The sequence below is a fragment of the Dysgonomonas termitidis genome (assembly GCF_054657735.1).
In genome coordinates, this window is sequence record NZ_BAAHYD010000001.1 from 435,309 (window position 1) to 451,919 (window position 16,611).

Sequence of the window (16,611 nt, forward strand, 5' to 3'; positions counted from 1 at the left end):
GTAACTGCCCAAAGGGCGAAGTAACTCGTAACTTTCTTAAAAGGTAACAAAAGTAACAGTTTTTTAGCCTTTGTGCCCTTTGCGACTCCCTTCGTGTACTTAGTGGTTAAAACTCTTTGCCACAAGGGACACAAAGATTTACACAAAGAACACTATATATTCAGTTAACAGTCAACAGCATTTCCCGCAGAGACGCTAAGGCGCAAAAGGTAACAACCAACTGCCACGGGAATATAGCCTATGTAAAAGTTACCCCTTTTTAATTTTTAAATCTAAACCTTTCTGATATTTCAAAGAACGTTTTCATTGCCAAATTCGCTAATCGACACATTAAAATGATATAGATAATTATTTTCCGTTTTGTTGATGAATTTACCCACTTCAAATGTCATAGAGCTAGAAAGATTATCTCCTCAGTCAGACATTCATATTTTTAATTAATTGTTATATTTGACATCAATTTCTAATCGCATAATATAAGACTTATATGCTGATACAATTCCTCTTTGTTCTCACAGCCATTATTATCGGAGCCCGTATACAAGGCATCGGATTAGGAGTAATGGGAGGATTAGGGCTTGCAGTCCTTGTCTTTGGTTTCGGACTGGAGCCGACCTCGCCACCCATAGATGTCATGTTGATGATAGTTGCCGTTATTGCGGCGGCAGGTTGTATGCAGGCCGCAGGAGGACTCGATCTGATGGTGTCGATGGCAGAGAAACTCTTGCGGAAGCATCCGCAACGTATTACATTGCTAAGCCCGATAGTCACTTATCTGTTTACCTTTGTTGCCGGAACAGGACATGTCGCTTATTCCGTATTACCTGTAATAGCGGAGGTTGCCCGTGAGACAAAGATACGTCCCGAGCGGCCCCTCGGCATTGCTGTAATTGCATCTCAACAAGCTATAACTGCCAGTCCTATCTCGGCGGCCACAGTAGCTTTGCTAAGTATGCTGGCAGGATACGATATCTCCCTGCTTAATATTTTGATGATAAGTATACCATCGACCCTGATCGGAGTATTACTGGGTGCTGTATTCAGTATGCGTGTAGGAAAGGAATTGCATGAGGACCCTGAATACCTCCGGCGGGTAGAGAATGGCATGTTTGCTAAAAGTACCTCGATAGAAAAAATAGATTATAAGTTGAAGAGTAAAGCGGGATTGTCTGTCCTTATATTTATTCTGGCAACTGTCTTTATCATTCTGCTCGGATCGGTAGAAAGTTTGCGTAAAATAGGAGGCAATACTTTGAATATGCCCATTATTATAGAAATATTGATGCTATCTGCCGCCGCCCTTATCCTGCTTACTACAAATACAAACGGGATAAAAGCCGCGCAGGGTTCTGTCTTTATTGCCGGAATGCAGGCCGTAGTTGCCATATTCGGAATAGCGTGGATGGGGGACACTTTTATCAATGGGAATATGGAGCAGTTACGCGCTTCCATCGAAGGAGTCGTGACTTCAATGCCCTGGATATTCGGAATCGCTTTGTTTGTAATGTCTATTCTGCTATATAGTCAGGCCGCTACTGTACGGGCGCTGATGCCTCTGGGGATTGCATTGGGAATATCTCCGTGGATGCTGATAGCTCTTTTCCCTACTGTAAACGGATATTTCTTCCTGCCGAACTATCCTACTGTGGTAGCGGCTATTAATTTCGACCGTACAGGGACTACCCGTATCGGTAAATGGGTTTTGAACCATTCCTTTATGTTGCCCGGACTGGTTGCGACTATCGGAGCCGTGTGTACGGGCTTATTGATGATTATGCTATTGGGAAAATAATACGCTTATCCTGTTATTCAATAGTAAAGGTGCTGAGTACAGCCCTGTGATCGGATGGATACTTATTAAACTTTATATTGCTCAAAGGACTTTCTTCTCCTACAATCTGGGAATTCTCCAGTTTGATATTGTCCCCTGAGAAGAATACAAAATCGATACGATCCAGGACTTCTGTATATGCCTTTGTCTCAGGCAGAGTTGTCCATGTATGTCCGGGATCTTTGACTTCATCCGGATATTTCTCCCGATAAGAATCTTTTAGTCCGGCATCTATAAAGGCTTTCGTCGATGGCCATGCGACAGCTATCTTGCACAGCTTTGCTTTTGCAGCCTTGTCTGTCCAGTCCAGACAGGATGGCTCGTTAAAGTCTCCTGTTAAGAATACCGGATACCCTTCTTTCTGAACGGTTAGGATATCTGCTATATTAGATTTAACCTCTTTTTCGCGGGAGTTTTTCGCAGATTCAATCGCTTCAGTCCCTGTGGAAAGAAACGGAGCTTCACAATATTCGATTCCGTTCAGCTGGTATGGTTCGTAAGGGCAATGTATCAGATGAACATTGAACATCCACACAAAATGGCTGTCATCTATCTTTATTTTTACTCCTTGCTTATTCTCCGATGTGTCTACAATTGGGTATTTACTAATGATGGCTGTACTTCTTCCATATACATAAGAATGCCAGTTCAGACTGTCTGCTATCTGCTTTGCCGTATTCTGGTCTTTACGCGTGGCTTCCTGTATGCCTATAATATCGGCACCGCTGTTTACCAGCACTTCAGCCGTGGCCTCGATGGATTTACCTCCACCCTTCCATATATTAAAACTCATTACGTTCAGAGATACAGGTTCGGAACTTTGCTTGTTGCGACAAGATGCTGTTGTTACAAGCAAGATAAACGATAATAAAATCAATCCGGATATGTTTTTCATACGATATTGGGACTACATGTTTTTTTGAGGATACAAGATACATCTTTACTTGGATACTGCAAAATAAGAAATGATTGAAAACTATTTCGTATTTTTGTTCCCTCTAAAAGTTTTGAGGTCGCGGACCTGTTTATTATTTTGGTAAATAAAGCAACAATAGTCAATTATGATTCAAAAGCGTATCATTAACTCTATCTGTTACTAAATGATTAATTATGGAAATTGCAAGTAAATACAATCCTGCAGAAGTAGAAGACAAGTGGTATAAATACTGGTTGGAAAACAGGTTCTTTCATTCCGAACCCGATAGTCGCGAACCTTATACGATTGTTATCCCTCCGCCTAACGTCACCGGTGTGCTGCATATGGGACACATGCTGAACAATACTATTCAGGATATACTTGTACGCCGTGCCCGCATGATGGGTAAGAACGCCTGCTGGGTACCGGGAACCGACCATGCCTCCATTGCAACCGAAGCAAAGGTGGTGGCAAAACTTGCGTCCGAAGGTGTAAGTAAATATGATCTTACACGTGACGAATTCCTGAAACATGCATGGGATTGGACTCACAAACACGGTGGGATCATCCTGGAACAGCTAAAGAAACTGGGAGCGTCGTGCGACTGGGATCGTACGTGTTTCACTATGGATGAAAAACGGTCGGAAAGTGTAATAAAAGTATTCGTAGATTTATATAATAAAGGACTTATTTACCGCGGCATCCGTATGGTAAACTGGGACCCTGCCGCCAAAACGGCGATTTCAGATGAAGAAGTTATCCATAAGGAAGAGCATGGAAAGCTGTATTATATAAGGTATAAACTAGCCCCCCTGCCCCCCGAGGGGGGTGTGGCTGACGCACCAAAATATCAAACTGCAAAATGGGATAATTATAATTTGCTAAAGGAGCATGCGAAGGATATGCGGAAGTTTTCGACTGAGGCTGAAAGTGCTTTGTGGGAGATGTTAAAGAAAAAGCAATTAGGAGACAAATTCAGAAGACAACATGTTATAGAGAATTTTATAGTTGATTTTGTTTGTCTGGATAAGAAAATTATTATCGAAGTTGATGGAAAATACCATAATGAACCGGAAATTGAAGCAGCGGATAAATTAAGAGATGAGATTCTAAACGATTTGGGATACAGTGTTCTCCGCTTTACAAACGAAGAAGTGATAGCACATACTGAATCTGTCTTATCAAAAATACAAGACTCTCTTAGTAGCTCCCCCTCCGGGGGAGTTGAGGGGGCCGATTTTGTGGTAATTGCTACCACCCGTCCCGAAACTATTTTCGGTGATATCGCTGTATGTATCAATCCAAACGACCCGAAAACAGCTTTTGCGAAGGGGAAGAAAGTTATTGTACCTATCGCCAATCGTGTTGTACCTATTATAGAGGATGAATATGTGGACATGGAATTCGGGACAGGATTTCTGAAAGTTACTCCAGCTCATGATGTGAATGACTATATGCTGGGAGAGAGATATAATCTCGAAGGTATCGATATTTTCAATGATGATGGTACATTGAATTCATACGGGCTTCAATATGAAGGCATGGATCGTTTCGATGTGCGTAAGAAGATAGAGAAGGATTTGCAGGAGTTGGGTCTGCTCGAAAAAGCAGAGGCATATACCAATAGTGTCGGATACTCGGAGCGTACGCATGTACCTATCGAACCGAAATTGTCGATGCAATGGTTCCTGAAAATGGAAAACCTGGCAAAGCCTGCACTCGATGCAGTTGAAAACGATACAATCAAATTCTATCCGGCCAAGTTTAAAAATACATACCGCCATTGGATGGAAAATATTAAGGACTGGAATATAAGCCGCCAATTATGGTGGGGACATCAGATCCCGGCCTATTATATCCAAGCCCCCCTCAGTCCCCCCGAAGGGGGAAGCTGGGGCTTTGTGATTGCCGAAACTGAAGAAAAGGCACAAAAGCTTGCAATCGAAAAATATCCATCCTTAAAGGAGAGTGGTTTCCAACTCGTTCAGGATGAAGATTGCCTCGATACATGGTTTTCTTCATGGTTGTGGCCGATATCTGTTTTCGATGGTATCAACAAGCCCGACAATGAGGATATAAAATATTATTATCCGACTAATGACTTGGTAACAGGCCCGGATATCATATTTTTCTGGGTAGCCCGCATGATTATGTCCGGATATGAATATCGTAATAAGGCTTGTTTCGAAAACGTTTATTTTACAGGGATTGTACGCGATAAAGAGGGGCGTAAGATGTCGAAACAATTGGGCAACTCTCCTGATCCGCTCGATCTGATTTCGAAATACGGAGCAGACGGTGTGCGCATGGGATTGCTGCTCACTGCTCCGGCGGGTAATGATATTCCGTTCGATGAGGCTCTTTGCGAACAGGGGCGCAACTTCAATAATAAGATATGGAATGCTTTCCGTCTGGTAAAAGGATGGGAAGTGGATAAGAATATTGAACAACCCGAATCGGCTAAAATAGCGATAGAATGGTTTAAGAATATATTGGCTAAAACAACCGCGGAACTCGACGATTCTTTCGGTAAGTATCGCTTGTCGGAAGCTCTGATGGCAGTCTATAAACTATTCTGGGATGAATTCTCATCATGGTATCTGGAAATGGTAAAACCTGCTTACCAGCAACCGATAGATGCTAAGACGTATGAGGCTACGCTTGGCTTTTTCGATTCGTTGCTTCGTCTGCTTCATCCGTTTATGCCGTTTATAACAGAAGAATTGTGGCAGGTGCTGGCCGAAAGGAAAGAAGGAGAGAGCATTATGGTTTCCGATATGCCAAAAGAGGCTTCATTTGATAACGGACTGCTCGAAGCCTTCGAAAAGGTAAAAGAAACCATTGCGGGAGTGCGTACCATCCGTTTGCAAAAGAATATACCGAATAAAGAGGAATTATCGCTTGAGGTTATCGGAGAATACAATACGGCTTTCGATAGTGTTATTTCCAAAATGGGTAATCTTACTGCAATAAAGACTGTAAGTGAAAAAGATGTTACGGCGGTATCTTTCTTAGTTGGTACAACTGAATTTTCCGTACCTTTGGGTAATAATATTGATATAGAAGCCGAATTGAAGAAACTGAACGAAGAACTCGTTTATCTGGAAGGTTTCCTTAAATCGGTAGCAAATAAACTCGGCAACGAAAAGTTTGTTGCTAACGCCAAGCCTGAAATTGTAGAAAACGAGCGCAAGAAGCAGGCAGATGCGGAGAGCAAGATAAAAACGATAAAGGAAAGTATTGCTAATCTTAGCAGGTAATTTCCCTAATCACCTGAAAAATAACAGGGAGGAGCTGCATTTGTAGCAGTTCCTTTCTTTTTAACCCCAAAAGATAAATAATATGGCTCGTATTTTATACTTTCCTTACCAGTGGTTAATATTTGTTCCATTGCTGATTCTGTCTACCATTTGGTGTACGTTGACTATTATAATAGGCTCTGTCATTGGCAATAACAAATTCTGGGGATATTACCCCGGAGTGATCTGGGGTAGGTTTGTATGTACGGTTGCGTTATTAAGAATTAAAATTAACCGGAATAAAAATCTCGATAAAAATCAGTCGTACGTCTTTGTGGCCAATCACCAGAGCGCGTTCGATATTTTCCTGATATACGGTTATTTGGGGCATAATTTCAAATGGTTGATGAAGCAAAGCCTGAAAAAGATGCCTTTAGTAGGTTTTGCCTCCGATAAAGCCGGCCATGTCTTTGTAGACTCCACCTCCCGCAAGGGAATAGTGGATACGATGCGAAAAACAAAAGAGACGCTCAAAGATGGTATGTCTACTGTTGTTTTTCCGGAAGGTCACCGTTCTCCGGACGGGAAAATGGCTGAATTTAAGAAAGGAGCCTTCCAGACGGCGCTTAGCCTTAAACTGCCGATAGTTCCGCTTACTATCGATGGAGCGTATAAGGTATTGCCTATCCATTCGTGGATAATGAATCCTGTGAAGATAACGCTTACTTTCCACGACCCGATAGAAACCGCCGATCTCAAGCCGGACGACTTGCCGGAGTTGATAGATAAAGTATATGCTATTGTAGGATCGTCGTTACCTGAGGAAAGTAAATGAGGCGTGGTCTTTTAAGAGCCGGATATATTTATCAAGATTTGTAATAGTGAATGAAATATTGATTCGTCCCATAGAGGAAAAAGATAACAAGGAGCTTGCCGCTTTAATCAGGGCTGTGTTTGAAGAATTTGGCTCTGAAAAAGTGGGTACGGTATATAGTGATCCGGAAACAGACGCTCTTTTCCGGTATTTTTCCGAAGCAGGAGCCGAATACTGGGTTGCAGAAGAAAATGGGTCACTTATAGGGGGATGCGGCATATATCCAACGAAAGGATTACCTGACGGATGCGCCGAGCTAGTCAAGCTTTATTTATCACCTTCAGCCAGAGGAAAAGGTCTGGGGCTCCGGTTGTTTGATAAATCGGTAAAGAGTGCTATTAAACTGGGTTATAAACAACTATACCTCGAATCGTTTCCTGAGTTTTCCAAAGCTGTGTCCATGTACGGGTCTTTCGGTTTTAAACAGTTGGATTATCCTCTTGGCAGCTCCGGACATTATGCCTGTACTATTTATATGATTAAAGACCTCTGAATATCACCGTTATGCTCAATAAGATAAAGTCGTATATGATGCCTATAGCCATGATTACAGGGATTATACTGCATCGGTATATGGGGGCGCTTTCTTTTCTTACCCCTTACCTTATTGTCGTAATGCTGCTTATTACTTATTGCAATATTTCTTTCAGGGATATTCAGTTCACACGCCTTCATCTTTGGCTGATACTGATACAGGTTACCGGCAGTATCGCCGTTTATTTACTCCTGTTCCCCGTACATCCGATAATCGCGCAGGGAGCCATGATTTGCGTTCTTGCACCTACAGCTACATCGGCACCTGTCATTACAGGTATGTTGGGTGGTAATGTAGCCAGCCTGGCGGCATATAGCCTGCTCAGTAATATGACAATAGTTGTTGTCGCCCCTGTTATATTTGCATTTACCGGGGAAGTGAATGCTACGTCTTTCGCCGATTCGTTATGGGTTGTCTTTCAGAAAGTATTCATATTGTTGTTCCTGCCGTTCTTCGGAGCTCTTCTTCTGCAAAAGTTTTTGCCAAGAGTACATTATGAGATACAGAAAGCCAAAAGCCTTTCTTTCTACATCTGGTCTGTCGCACTGGTAATTATCACAGGAAAAACCGTTCAGTTTATTTCAGACCAGGAAAGTCCGAATTACCTTGTAGAGGCAGGTGTCTCATTCGCGGCTTTGGTGGTTTGCGTTTCTCAGTTCTTAACCGGACGTAGGCTGGGCCGCGTCTATGATGATACTGTTGCCGGAGGACAAGGACTCGGACAAAAAAATACCATCCTTGCTATCTGGATGGCGCAAACATATTTGAATCCTATTTCATCAATTGGTCCGGGGGCGTATGTGCTCTGGCAAAATATGGTAAATTCTTTTCAGGTATGGAAAAACCGGAAGAACTTGTGATAGGTTAATTTACGCTGGCCTTTGGTTGCACAAAAATATCTGATGGAACCAGTACCATATTTTTCAGATATTCAAATTCCAACTCAAAACATTCGCTGAATATTTCATCTGCAAAACCGTTTTCGAGTTGTTTTATTGTCCAGAATTTACCGTTCATCTTTCCATTCCTTTTTATTAAATCCTCATCGTCGATATTAGCCGTGAATAAGAATATCAGGCGTCTTGTGGCGTCATTCTCGAAGACATATTTCAGCAGGAACTTAATGGAAAACTCTATCTCATCACCTACCATCTTACGGATACTGTTGCGTGCAGCCAGATTGATTTCATGGTTGAATAGCATGTATTTTTCGAACGGGTAGTCGAGTTTTCCCGGATTTAGAATGTCGTTCAGAGGTCTTTCCTGTAAATACACTTTAGAGTTTGAAATCAATGCTACTCTGACTACAGGATGTAAAAACTTATTTTTCATATTCATGGACACATTCTTTGCTATTTTGCCGGTAACTTCACCTTTCTCCGTAACGATAGGTATCCATTCTTCTTTTCTAAGCCTGGCAACCAGATTACTGATTTTAAGAACCTGATAGATGCCTATCAATAGGATGATAAAGACTGGTAATATAGAGAAGATAATAATTTCGGATATATAAACGTTCTGACTGCTTACTGTAAATTGGCGGTACAGCATTATACCGAAAACATGGAGGGTGAGCCCATATTGTATCAATGTCGCCGACTCGTAAAACTCATTTAAGAGGGCCTTTTGAATCGGATTCTTCTGACGAAAAAAGTGAGCGGACATATAGGTCTTACTGGCTCTGAGCAGCATGAATAAGCAAATTATGGAAATTTCACAAATGACAATATACGTGTTTTGCTTTTCCACATAGGGATGAGTGATTAGCCATACTATGAGGCTAATCAGGATCGACACTCCGGAAATATAGAATGTTGCGCTGAAAGCCCGGCTTTTATAGTACATGCGGAAGACGAATTCACCAATGACAGCCAAGGCAAAGCCTGCACATAATGCGAATTGTTCCATTACGTTCATTGTATGTAAAATGATGAACAGGATGAATGGGAGGAGTCCTATTACAGAATTTGAAGCGTGCTTTCTTAAACCTTTACTTAGCATTTTTTTTTAATTCTATTATCACGAGAATGGTTATGTGAGTTTGTTTTTTCAAGTAATAGCGCTTTAAATACAATAAAGCCGGTTCATTAGGCGTAGTCTTGTCACAATTTATTATTCTCTTTAGTATTTAAACAAACGATGCGAAATTTTGTTTGATTAAATCCCTTAATTGTTCTTCAAGAAATTGCTTTAGATTATTTTTCATGTTCTTTAAATGTGAAAAATTTATTTATGGCAAATTGTATGGCTGCGACAATGAAAATAGCAAATACTTTTGCCAGCATATCGTCTATTTTCATAATACCGATAAATAAAGTGAGTAACATCGAACTAATGACCATACCTACTATAGCAATGGAGGCAAAAGACATGAAGCGCTTCAGTTTTTTATCTGTAACCTTGAATGTGAAATAACTGTTGAGGATGAAATTGTTTATAACGGCCAGAGTCTGGCTTATTATATTGGATATGAGTATATCCAGCATGCCTATGGACATATTCCCTTTCAGCAATGAACTTATCGTTGCCGAAAACGGATAATGTACAGAGAACTTATTTACCAGCAGGTAAAATATGCCCATATCTATTGTTAATCCTACAACGCCTACCAGACCATATTTGATTAATTGTCTGATGGCTTTTCGTTTAGCCAGTCCGGTTAACTGATCCTTCATGTGTGCTTTTTAAGTTTGTCTGAATATGCTATTTCTTTTTCTCTATTTTGAAAAAGAGTATTTCATTTTTATTTTCATTCATCTTGTCGCTCGATTCGAGTAGTGTAAACTCATACTCTTTGTACTGTTCTTTTATTCTGTCTATGTCCAGTTCCAAGGCGATAAAGTAGCCATAATCGGGCTTTTCTTTCTCTATGTTCTTAAAACTATTGTGCATGGAAAAGTTGAGTGAATAAAGGTTCCTGTAATTTTTCAGGTAGTTGGTTACATATACATTGTCTTTGAGGTCATATTTCTTTGCAAGAAGTTCAGCGAACGGGCGGGTCGAATACGCGTCTTTGTAGCCGGGCAGTAAATATGAGTCCATAAATATATTTATGGACAACATGAGTCCGAATCCGGCCATCAGTATTTTCAGGTTCATCTTTTTTCTCAACAGATAGAAAGTATTCACGATGGCGGCGAGCAGCGCTGTTATCCCCAATAAGCCAAGCCATCCGGGGTGCCGGAATAGCGTGAAAAAGACATGAATGTCCCGTAAAGTCCTTTCCCTTTTCGACAGGGACCGCGCCATATCTTCGGTTATTATATCCGTATATGCCAACAGTACAACCAACAATGCCAGTATGCTTACAGTTAACAATATCGAGGTAGATATGCGTACTGCCATTGGTTTGGCATCTGTAAGAAAGATAAAGAAACGGGCAATAAAGATGGCGATAAACGGATAAGTGAGCATAATATATGTGCTCCGCTTTGAAGCGGGAACCGTAAAGAAGATTAGGGTTACAACCGTTACAAGCAGGCTGAACAGAAGTAGCTTATCCATCGACAAAATCTTGGATATGAAGGATCTTGCCGTCCCCGATGGTTTTTTATACCGGATGAAAAATAAGGATATTGCCAGCAATATAGTCCAGGGAAGGAATCCGGCCATAAGGGAAACCGGATAGTAATACCACGGGTTCTCCACTCCCAATTCATAATCTATATCCAGGCTTGTGGAATCGAGACGCAGAAACCGGCCGAAATTCTCAGCAAACACTTTATCCAGGAATGCGTCTCCCTGAATCTGGTATGCCGCGTAGTACCAAATTAGCGGGACTACGAGGGCCGAGGCTAATATGGCGAGGCATTTTAGTGCGGATTTAAAGAAGTTTTCGTGTCGGGTGAGCAAGAATATCCCGAAAATAAAGCAAGGTAGCAGGGCGCCTACAGGCCCTTTTGCCAAAGTGCCCAGGCTAAGGAAAACCCAAGCCGATGCAAGCAGCCCGAACCGTCGTTTTTCATACCATGTGTATAATTGAATCAGTGAGGCGACCATCAGGAATGTGAGCAACATGTCTATCCGCGTGGTCATAGCCGCCCGGTGTATTTCGAAACACGTAATCACTATCAGGCAGGATATAAAGGCTTCGAGAACAGGACGGCGACGGGCAAAAAACATAAAGCAAATCCCGATCATGGCAATAAAAGCCAGAGCCGATGGCAGGCGCGAAGTGAATGGAGTCACTTCCCCTTTGTTTATAGCGAGAGAAAACCCGGAAATCAACCAGTGGTTCAAAGGGGGTTTGTATGCAAATTCATCGGCATAGCTGGATGGGATGATCCACTCCCCTTTTTCGATCATAGATATAGCTAAAGCTGCCTCGCGGGGCTCCCCTTTCGTATAGAATTCTCCAAGGCCGATCCACGGTAAAGTAGATAATGTAGCGATGAGGAGAATAAGCAGCAGAGGTTTTTGCAAGTATAGCGTTTGCAGGAAATGGGATCTCTTCATATACCTATCATTCATTTTTCTTTGCAAAGATAAGTTTTTATTTTTTTGGTAATCATAATTCACAATTAAATGCGAGGTAAACTCATGAAAAAGCAGTGAATAGCTATCAGTTAATGATATTTCCCCTGTAACTCTGTAAAAACCCACGACTTGTTAAAACCTGACAAAGTTGACACTTTTTACAGTTAGCAGTAAACAGTAAACAACCTGTCACTGTTAAAAGGTAACAAAGGTAACAGATATATCAGTTAACAGTAAACAGTTATCAGTTAACAACCCGTATCTCGTATCATGTTTACTTGTAACTCGTAACTGCCCAAAGGGCGAAGTAACTCGTAACTTTCTTAAAAGGTAATAAAGGTAAATGGTATTTGTAATCAATTGATAATAAATACATAAGCCTACTTTTTGAAAATGGCGAGTAACAATTGGGTAACAAAAATGCGGAAAATAACATTCGCCTGATGAGATTGATTATGTAAAGATACATTTGTTTTCCGATATTAGCAACAACCATTCTTTTGCTTTCCCGGACATCATCCATTTTCGTTCTTACAGTCTCAGTAACCCCACTACCAAACAAATGGAGTAAATTTCACTTTTCGGTATCCCGAAGTCCGGATAATCCGGGTTAAACGAGTTACACCTGATGCTGTCGCCTGCATCGTATATCCTTTTGATGATAAGTCCCTGCGTAGTATCCAGCACATGCACTTTGCCCCACTGTATAAACTGCGAGCCTTTTATCTTCCTGCAAGCTATTTCATCACCGCTTTCATAATGGGGGTACATGCTGTCCCCTTTGATGAACATCGTAAAGTCATATTCCGGAAATATGCTGACTACCGGGATTTGTTCGCAGTCACACATCCTGACACCATCCATCGCACAGGTCAGAGCCCCCGCCGCAGCATTCAACGGGATACGGGGACGTGTCTCCCGTTTCCCACAGATGCATTTATCTTCCCCTGCATCCGTATCTTCCTTTGACTGTCCGAGAGTCCCGGTAATCATATTTCCCTCCCCTGCCAATAGCCAGTTAGAATTAACGTCCATATATTCGCTTACCGCCCGGATCTTTGTTTTGTCAGGAACTGTCTTTCCTGTCAGCCAGTTTGTGATGGTTGTAGCGGACAAATGGCAATCCTTAGCCAGCCTGTACCGGGATATGCGCCGCATTTCCATCGCCTCATTTAACCGAAATTTAAAATCCTTCATTTATATAAAAGTTAAATTAATCTAATCATGACACAAATATAATGCTTTTAATCCAAATACAATCCACTATTGGAATATATTTGCATAATAAAAGCAAATAAACGGATATAAACAACCGTCATAAACCTTAACGGCTTCACACACCGCAAATGTAACGACAGGAGTTTATGTATCCAAATAATAACCTTATAAATATAAAGATTATGCCGTTAACAGAGAACGATTACAACTACCTCAAAGACAACTATATGTCTTACGGGGAATGCCTGCTGTGCCTGTGTATCGCGCGTTCCACGCTCCAGCAGCATATCCGCGAGGGGAAGAAGTTCAACCGTCCGGGGGATACGCTTATCCTGCCCAGTAAGAAACGTGTGTTCCTGAAGGAAGCCGTCAGCCGTGAAGTAGCCAGGGTCATGGAAGAAAACGGGATAACAGGATGAGGGCCTCTTAGATTGTATCTTAAACTATAAAAGATGGAAACAAAAGTGATATACGTTACAGGCGATGAGGTATCGAAAGGGGAAGCGGTGCATGACTTTTTCAGAATGCCGGATACAGCTATTATCAGCCGGCCTGAACTGCCGGAAGAAAGGATATTGTCCCTCTGCGGGGTAAAGGAAGCCTGTATTAAAATCCTGTCCTGTTATAACAGCGGGAATGACAAGCCGGATTATTACACTTACCTGGTATATAACAAATAAAAGGCTATGGGCGGAACATTGACAAAAGGCGGTAAAGATACGGAGATGATCATACAGGCGGATGTGATCCAGGCGGGTGATAATTGCAGTATCAATATGACGGTAAACAACTTCAACATCGATGTACAATCGCTTGTCGCCGGACAACTGGAATCGAAGGATGAGGTAATAAGGGCGCTGAGGACTGAGAATGAATTATTGCATAGCGTTATCAGGCAGTTGCAGGCATCCGGGGAATAAACAGATATACTAACAAAATCTAATCACAACAATAAGAACAATGACAATAAAAGGCGGTTATATCTTGCAGCCGCGAGCCATCAGTGAGAGCGCCATATCGAAGTCTCCCCCCTGTGTGCGCGAGACCTGGGCATACCTGCTCAGGGAAGCCAACAGTTCGGATACGGAGTATGGCGGGTACCTGGTAAAACGGGGTCAACTGTTCCGCAGTTACCGGGAGATCCGGGAGGCCCTTTCATGGACGGTTGGGGCCCGTACAGGGCGTTACAGCGAATCTCAGGTGAAGCATACCATGAACGCCCTGCGAACAGCCGGACGGATCGCCACACGAAAGTACCCACGGGGCATCCTGATAACGATCTGTAATTATGATTATTACCAGAACCCCGACAATTACGAAGGAACCACGGGCATACCGGTGAAGAAAGGACGGGCGACCCACGAAAGATTGACGAATAGCCCATCCATTAACAAGAATGATAACAAGAATATAGATATAGATAAATCTATATCTTGTGTGACTGAGGAAAAATTTCCGTTTGAACAAGCCTGGCGGATGTACGGCATGAAAGGCAACCGCAAAACGAGCGAAAGGAGATGGTCGAACCTGAAAAATCATTGCAGGGAAACGGCACTGGAGCATATCCCGCTTTATGTGGAGTCTACGCCTGATAAGCAGTACCGGAAGAACTTCGAGACCTATATCAGCCAGGAGGCATGGAACGATGAGGTAACCCGTTACGGCTTAATGCCGGACGACCCGTCCAAACCGAGGTTTATGTGACTGCTATGGGAACATGGAGCGATACAGGGATAGAAATACCTTTCGGCAGGACATCCGGCAAGGTCAAAACGCTTTGCCCGAAATGCCGGGAAGGATCGAGGCGTCATAAGCTGGACAAGTCCCTTTCTGTCAACCTGGACGAAGGATTGTACAAGTGCCATTACTGCGGCTTCTCCGGCAGCATCAACCAGAAAAAAGATTATTACAACCACAGGGAAATGGAGAAAAAGACTTACCGCAAGCCTGCATGGCAGAACAATACAAAGCTGTCGGACAAGCTGGCGCGTTACCTTGAAGACGAACGGAAGCTGTCGCAGGCTACCTTAAAGAAGTTCCGGCTGTCGGAGGGCCTGCATTACATCCCGGCCAAAGACAGGAAATGCAATACCCTGCAATTCCCCTACTTCCTGAACGGGGAAGTGGTAAACGTAAAATACAGGACAGGGGATAAAGCCTGGGCCATCGAAGCAGGGTGCGAGCTGATCCTCTATAACCTGGACTCTACGGTTGGAAAGGAAGAAGTGATCATCACGGAGGGGGAACTGGATTGCATGTCATTCGGCGAATGCGGGTTCGAATCGGTTGTCTCTGTTCCCAACGGCGCGAACGGCACGGCTTACCTGGATAACTACATCGAGGAGTATTTCGACGACAAACAAACGGTCTACATTGCCGTGGATACCGACAGGAAAGGCATTATCCTGCGTAACGAACTGATCCGCCGCTTCGGGCCTGAACGCTGTAAGGTTGTCACCTACGGGCCGGGATGCAAGGATGCGAACGAGCACCTGGTGAAGTATGGCCCGGAATCGCTCCGTATAGCTGTCGCCAATGCGGAGGAGATACGCATCGAGGGCATATTCACCCTGCCGGATATCAGGCAGCAGGCCGACCTGCTTTTCAGGGAGGGGCTGCATCCGGGAATGACAACGGGACACAGCGACTTCGACAGGCTGCTGAGCTTTGAAACAGGACGCCTGTGCGTCGTTACCGGGATACCGTCACACGGGAAGAGTGAATTTGTCGATGAAATAGCCGTCCGGCTGAACCTGAACTACGGCCTGAAATTCGCTTACTTCTCCCCGGAGAACCATCCGCTGCCCTACCTGGCGGCAAAGCTGGTATCCAAGTTCACAGGCAAACGCTTCGACAGGGAATCCCTGCGCCCCGGCGCATATGAAAGGGCCTGCGCCCATATCGGGGATAACTTCTCATTCATTTACCCGGAAGAGGACTTCGGTATCGGCAATATACTGGAAAAGGCTTCCTTCCTGGTCAAAAAGAAAGGCATCCGGGTGCTTGTCATCGACCCCTACAATGCGATAGAGCACCAGATGCCTCACGGAACAAATGAAACGAACTATATCTCCGCCTTACTCAGCAAGCTGGTAACATTCGCCCGCCAGAAAGACGTGCTGGTATTCCTGGTAGCCCATCCCCGTAAGATGGAAATGAAAGGCGGCGTACCTACAGCCCCCAACCTCTACGACGTGAACGGGTCGGCGAACTTCTACAACAAGGCCGACTTCGGGTTTACGGTCTACAGGGATTACAGGGAAGACCATGTCCGCGTGGATGTGCACAAGGTCAAGTTCAAACATTTGGGTAAATGCGGGGCGGCTTACTTTAGCTACGACTATGCCAACGGCAGGTATGTCCCGTTTGTCAACGGTAAAAAGGGAAAGGAGGATGATACGGATTACCTGGAGAGCTATTGTCAGGGTAGCCAGTCATCCATCGGCTTTACAAAATCCGCAGAGGAACTGGAACAGGAATTTATCGCGGATACCACGGAAGCCGCAGACCTGCCTTTTTAGG

The 16,611-nt window shown here is 43.3% G+C and carries 15 protein-coding genes; 10 read left to right on the plus strand and 5 right to left on the minus strand.

What is annotated here, in order from left to right; all coding sequences use genetic code 11:
- The first annotated feature begins 487 nt into the window (after positions 1 to 487).
- Positions 488 to 1,792 (plus strand): anaerobic C4-dicarboxylate transporter family protein, encoded by a 1,305-nt coding sequence (locus tag ACYQ3L_RS01755; RefSeq protein WP_379997325.1) that lies wholly within the window; start codon positions 488 to 490, stop codon positions 1,790 to 1,792.
- Positions 1,793 to 1,805: 13 nt separating this feature from the next.
- Here the strand turns inward: ACYQ3L_RS01755 and ACYQ3L_RS01760 are convergent, their stop codons facing one another.
- Positions 1,806 to 2,726, minus strand: a complete 921-nt coding sequence (locus tag ACYQ3L_RS01760; protein WP_379997323.1) for an endonuclease/exonuclease/phosphatase family protein — start codon at positions 2,724 to 2,726, stop codon at positions 1,806 to 1,808.
- 215 nt (positions 2,727 to 2,941) lie between these two features.
- On the opposite strand from ACYQ3L_RS01760, the gene ACYQ3L_RS01765 reads away from it, so the two are divergent.
- The 4 genes from ACYQ3L_RS01765 to ACYQ3L_RS01780 all read left to right on the plus strand — a co-directional run bounded on the left by ACYQ3L_RS01765 (position 2,942) and on the right by ACYQ3L_RS01780 (position 8,255).
- Positions 2,942 to 6,007, plus strand: a complete 3,066-nt coding sequence (locus tag ACYQ3L_RS01765; RefSeq protein ID WP_379997321.1) for a valine--tRNA ligase — start codon at positions 2,942 to 2,944, stop codon at positions 6,005 to 6,007.
- Positions 6,008 to 6,089: 82 nt separating this feature from the next.
- Positions 6,090 to 6,821 carry a lysophospholipid acyltransferase family protein gene (locus ACYQ3L_RS01770; protein ID WP_379997319.1) on the plus strand — a complete coding sequence of 244 codons (732 nt, stop codon included), beginning with the start codon at positions 6,090 to 6,092 and terminating at the stop codon, positions 6,819 to 6,821.
- A gap of 46 nt (positions 6,822 to 6,867) precedes the next feature.
- Positions 6,868 to 7,353: a GNAT family N-acetyltransferase gene (locus ACYQ3L_RS01775; RefSeq protein WP_379997317.1), complete on the plus strand. Its 486-nt coding sequence runs from the start codon at positions 6,868 to 6,870 to the stop codon at positions 7,351 to 7,353.
- A gap of 11 nt (positions 7,354 to 7,364) precedes the next feature.
- Complete coding sequence (locus tag ACYQ3L_RS01780; RefSeq protein WP_379997315.1) at positions 7,365 to 8,255, plus strand: bile acid:sodium symporter family protein; 891 nt, start codon at positions 7,365 to 7,367, stop codon at positions 8,253 to 8,255.
- Positions 8,256 to 8,259: 4 nt separating this feature from the next.
- Here ACYQ3L_RS01780 and ACYQ3L_RS01785 read toward each other — a convergent pair whose 3' ends face one another.
- The 4 genes from ACYQ3L_RS01785 to ACYQ3L_RS01800 all read right to left on the minus strand — a co-directional run bounded on the left by ACYQ3L_RS01785 (position 8,260) and on the right by ACYQ3L_RS01800 (position 13,068).
- On the minus strand, positions 8,260 to 9,396 hold the full coding sequence (locus ACYQ3L_RS01785; RefSeq protein ID WP_459952264.1) for an NUDIX hydrolase: 1,137 nt from the start codon (positions 9,394 to 9,396) through the stop codon (positions 8,260 to 8,262).
- A 194-nt stretch (positions 9,397 to 9,590) separates the two neighbouring features.
- Entirely contained in the window at positions 9,591 to 10,070 is a 480-nt protein-coding gene (locus ACYQ3L_RS01790; RefSeq protein WP_379997311.1) for a GtrA family protein, read from the minus strand.
- A 28-nt stretch (positions 10,071 to 10,098) separates the two neighbouring features.
- The gene (locus tag ACYQ3L_RS01795) at positions 10,099 to 11,850 is read right to left on the minus strand and encodes an ArnT family glycosyltransferase (protein WP_379997309.1); all 1,752 of its coding nucleotides are present in this window, start codon (positions 11,848 to 11,850) and stop codon (positions 10,099 to 10,101) included.
- 552 nt (positions 11,851 to 12,402) lie between these two features.
- Positions 12,403 to 13,068, minus strand: a complete 666-nt coding sequence (locus tag ACYQ3L_RS01800) for an XRE family transcriptional regulator (protein ID WP_459952265.1) — start codon at positions 13,066 to 13,068, stop codon at positions 12,403 to 12,405.
- A 203-nt stretch (positions 13,069 to 13,271) separates the two neighbouring features.
- Here ACYQ3L_RS01800 and ACYQ3L_RS01805 point away from each other — a divergent pair, with 203 nt between their 5' ends.
- From ACYQ3L_RS01805 to ACYQ3L_RS01825, 5 genes are read left to right on the plus strand one after another with little or no spacing between them, the layout of a single operon-like run.
- Positions 13,272 to 13,508 (plus strand): hypothetical protein, encoded by a 237-nt coding sequence (locus ACYQ3L_RS01805; RefSeq protein ID WP_459952266.1) that lies wholly within the window; start codon positions 13,272 to 13,274, stop codon positions 13,506 to 13,508.
- 33 nt (positions 13,509 to 13,541) lie between these two features.
- The gene (locus tag ACYQ3L_RS01810) at positions 13,542 to 13,769 is read left to right on the plus strand and encodes a hypothetical protein (RefSeq protein ID WP_459952267.1); all 228 of its coding nucleotides are present in this window, start codon (positions 13,542 to 13,544) and stop codon (positions 13,767 to 13,769) included.
- A 6-nt stretch (positions 13,770 to 13,775) separates the two neighbouring features.
- The gene (locus ACYQ3L_RS01815) at positions 13,776 to 14,009 is read left to right on the plus strand and encodes a hypothetical protein (protein ID WP_459952268.1); all 234 of its coding nucleotides are present in this window, start codon (positions 13,776 to 13,778) and stop codon (positions 14,007 to 14,009) included.
- 40 nt (positions 14,010 to 14,049) lie between these two features.
- On the plus strand, positions 14,050 to 14,793 hold the full coding sequence (locus tag ACYQ3L_RS01820) for a hypothetical protein (protein WP_459952269.1): 744 nt from the start codon (positions 14,050 to 14,052) through the stop codon (positions 14,791 to 14,793).
- A 5-nt stretch (positions 14,794 to 14,798) separates the two neighbouring features.
- Complete coding sequence (locus ACYQ3L_RS01825; protein WP_380002115.1) at positions 14,799 to 16,610, plus strand: bifunctional DNA primase/helicase; 1,812 nt, start codon at positions 14,799 to 14,801, stop codon at positions 16,608 to 16,610.
- Position 16,611 lies beyond the last annotated feature (1 nt).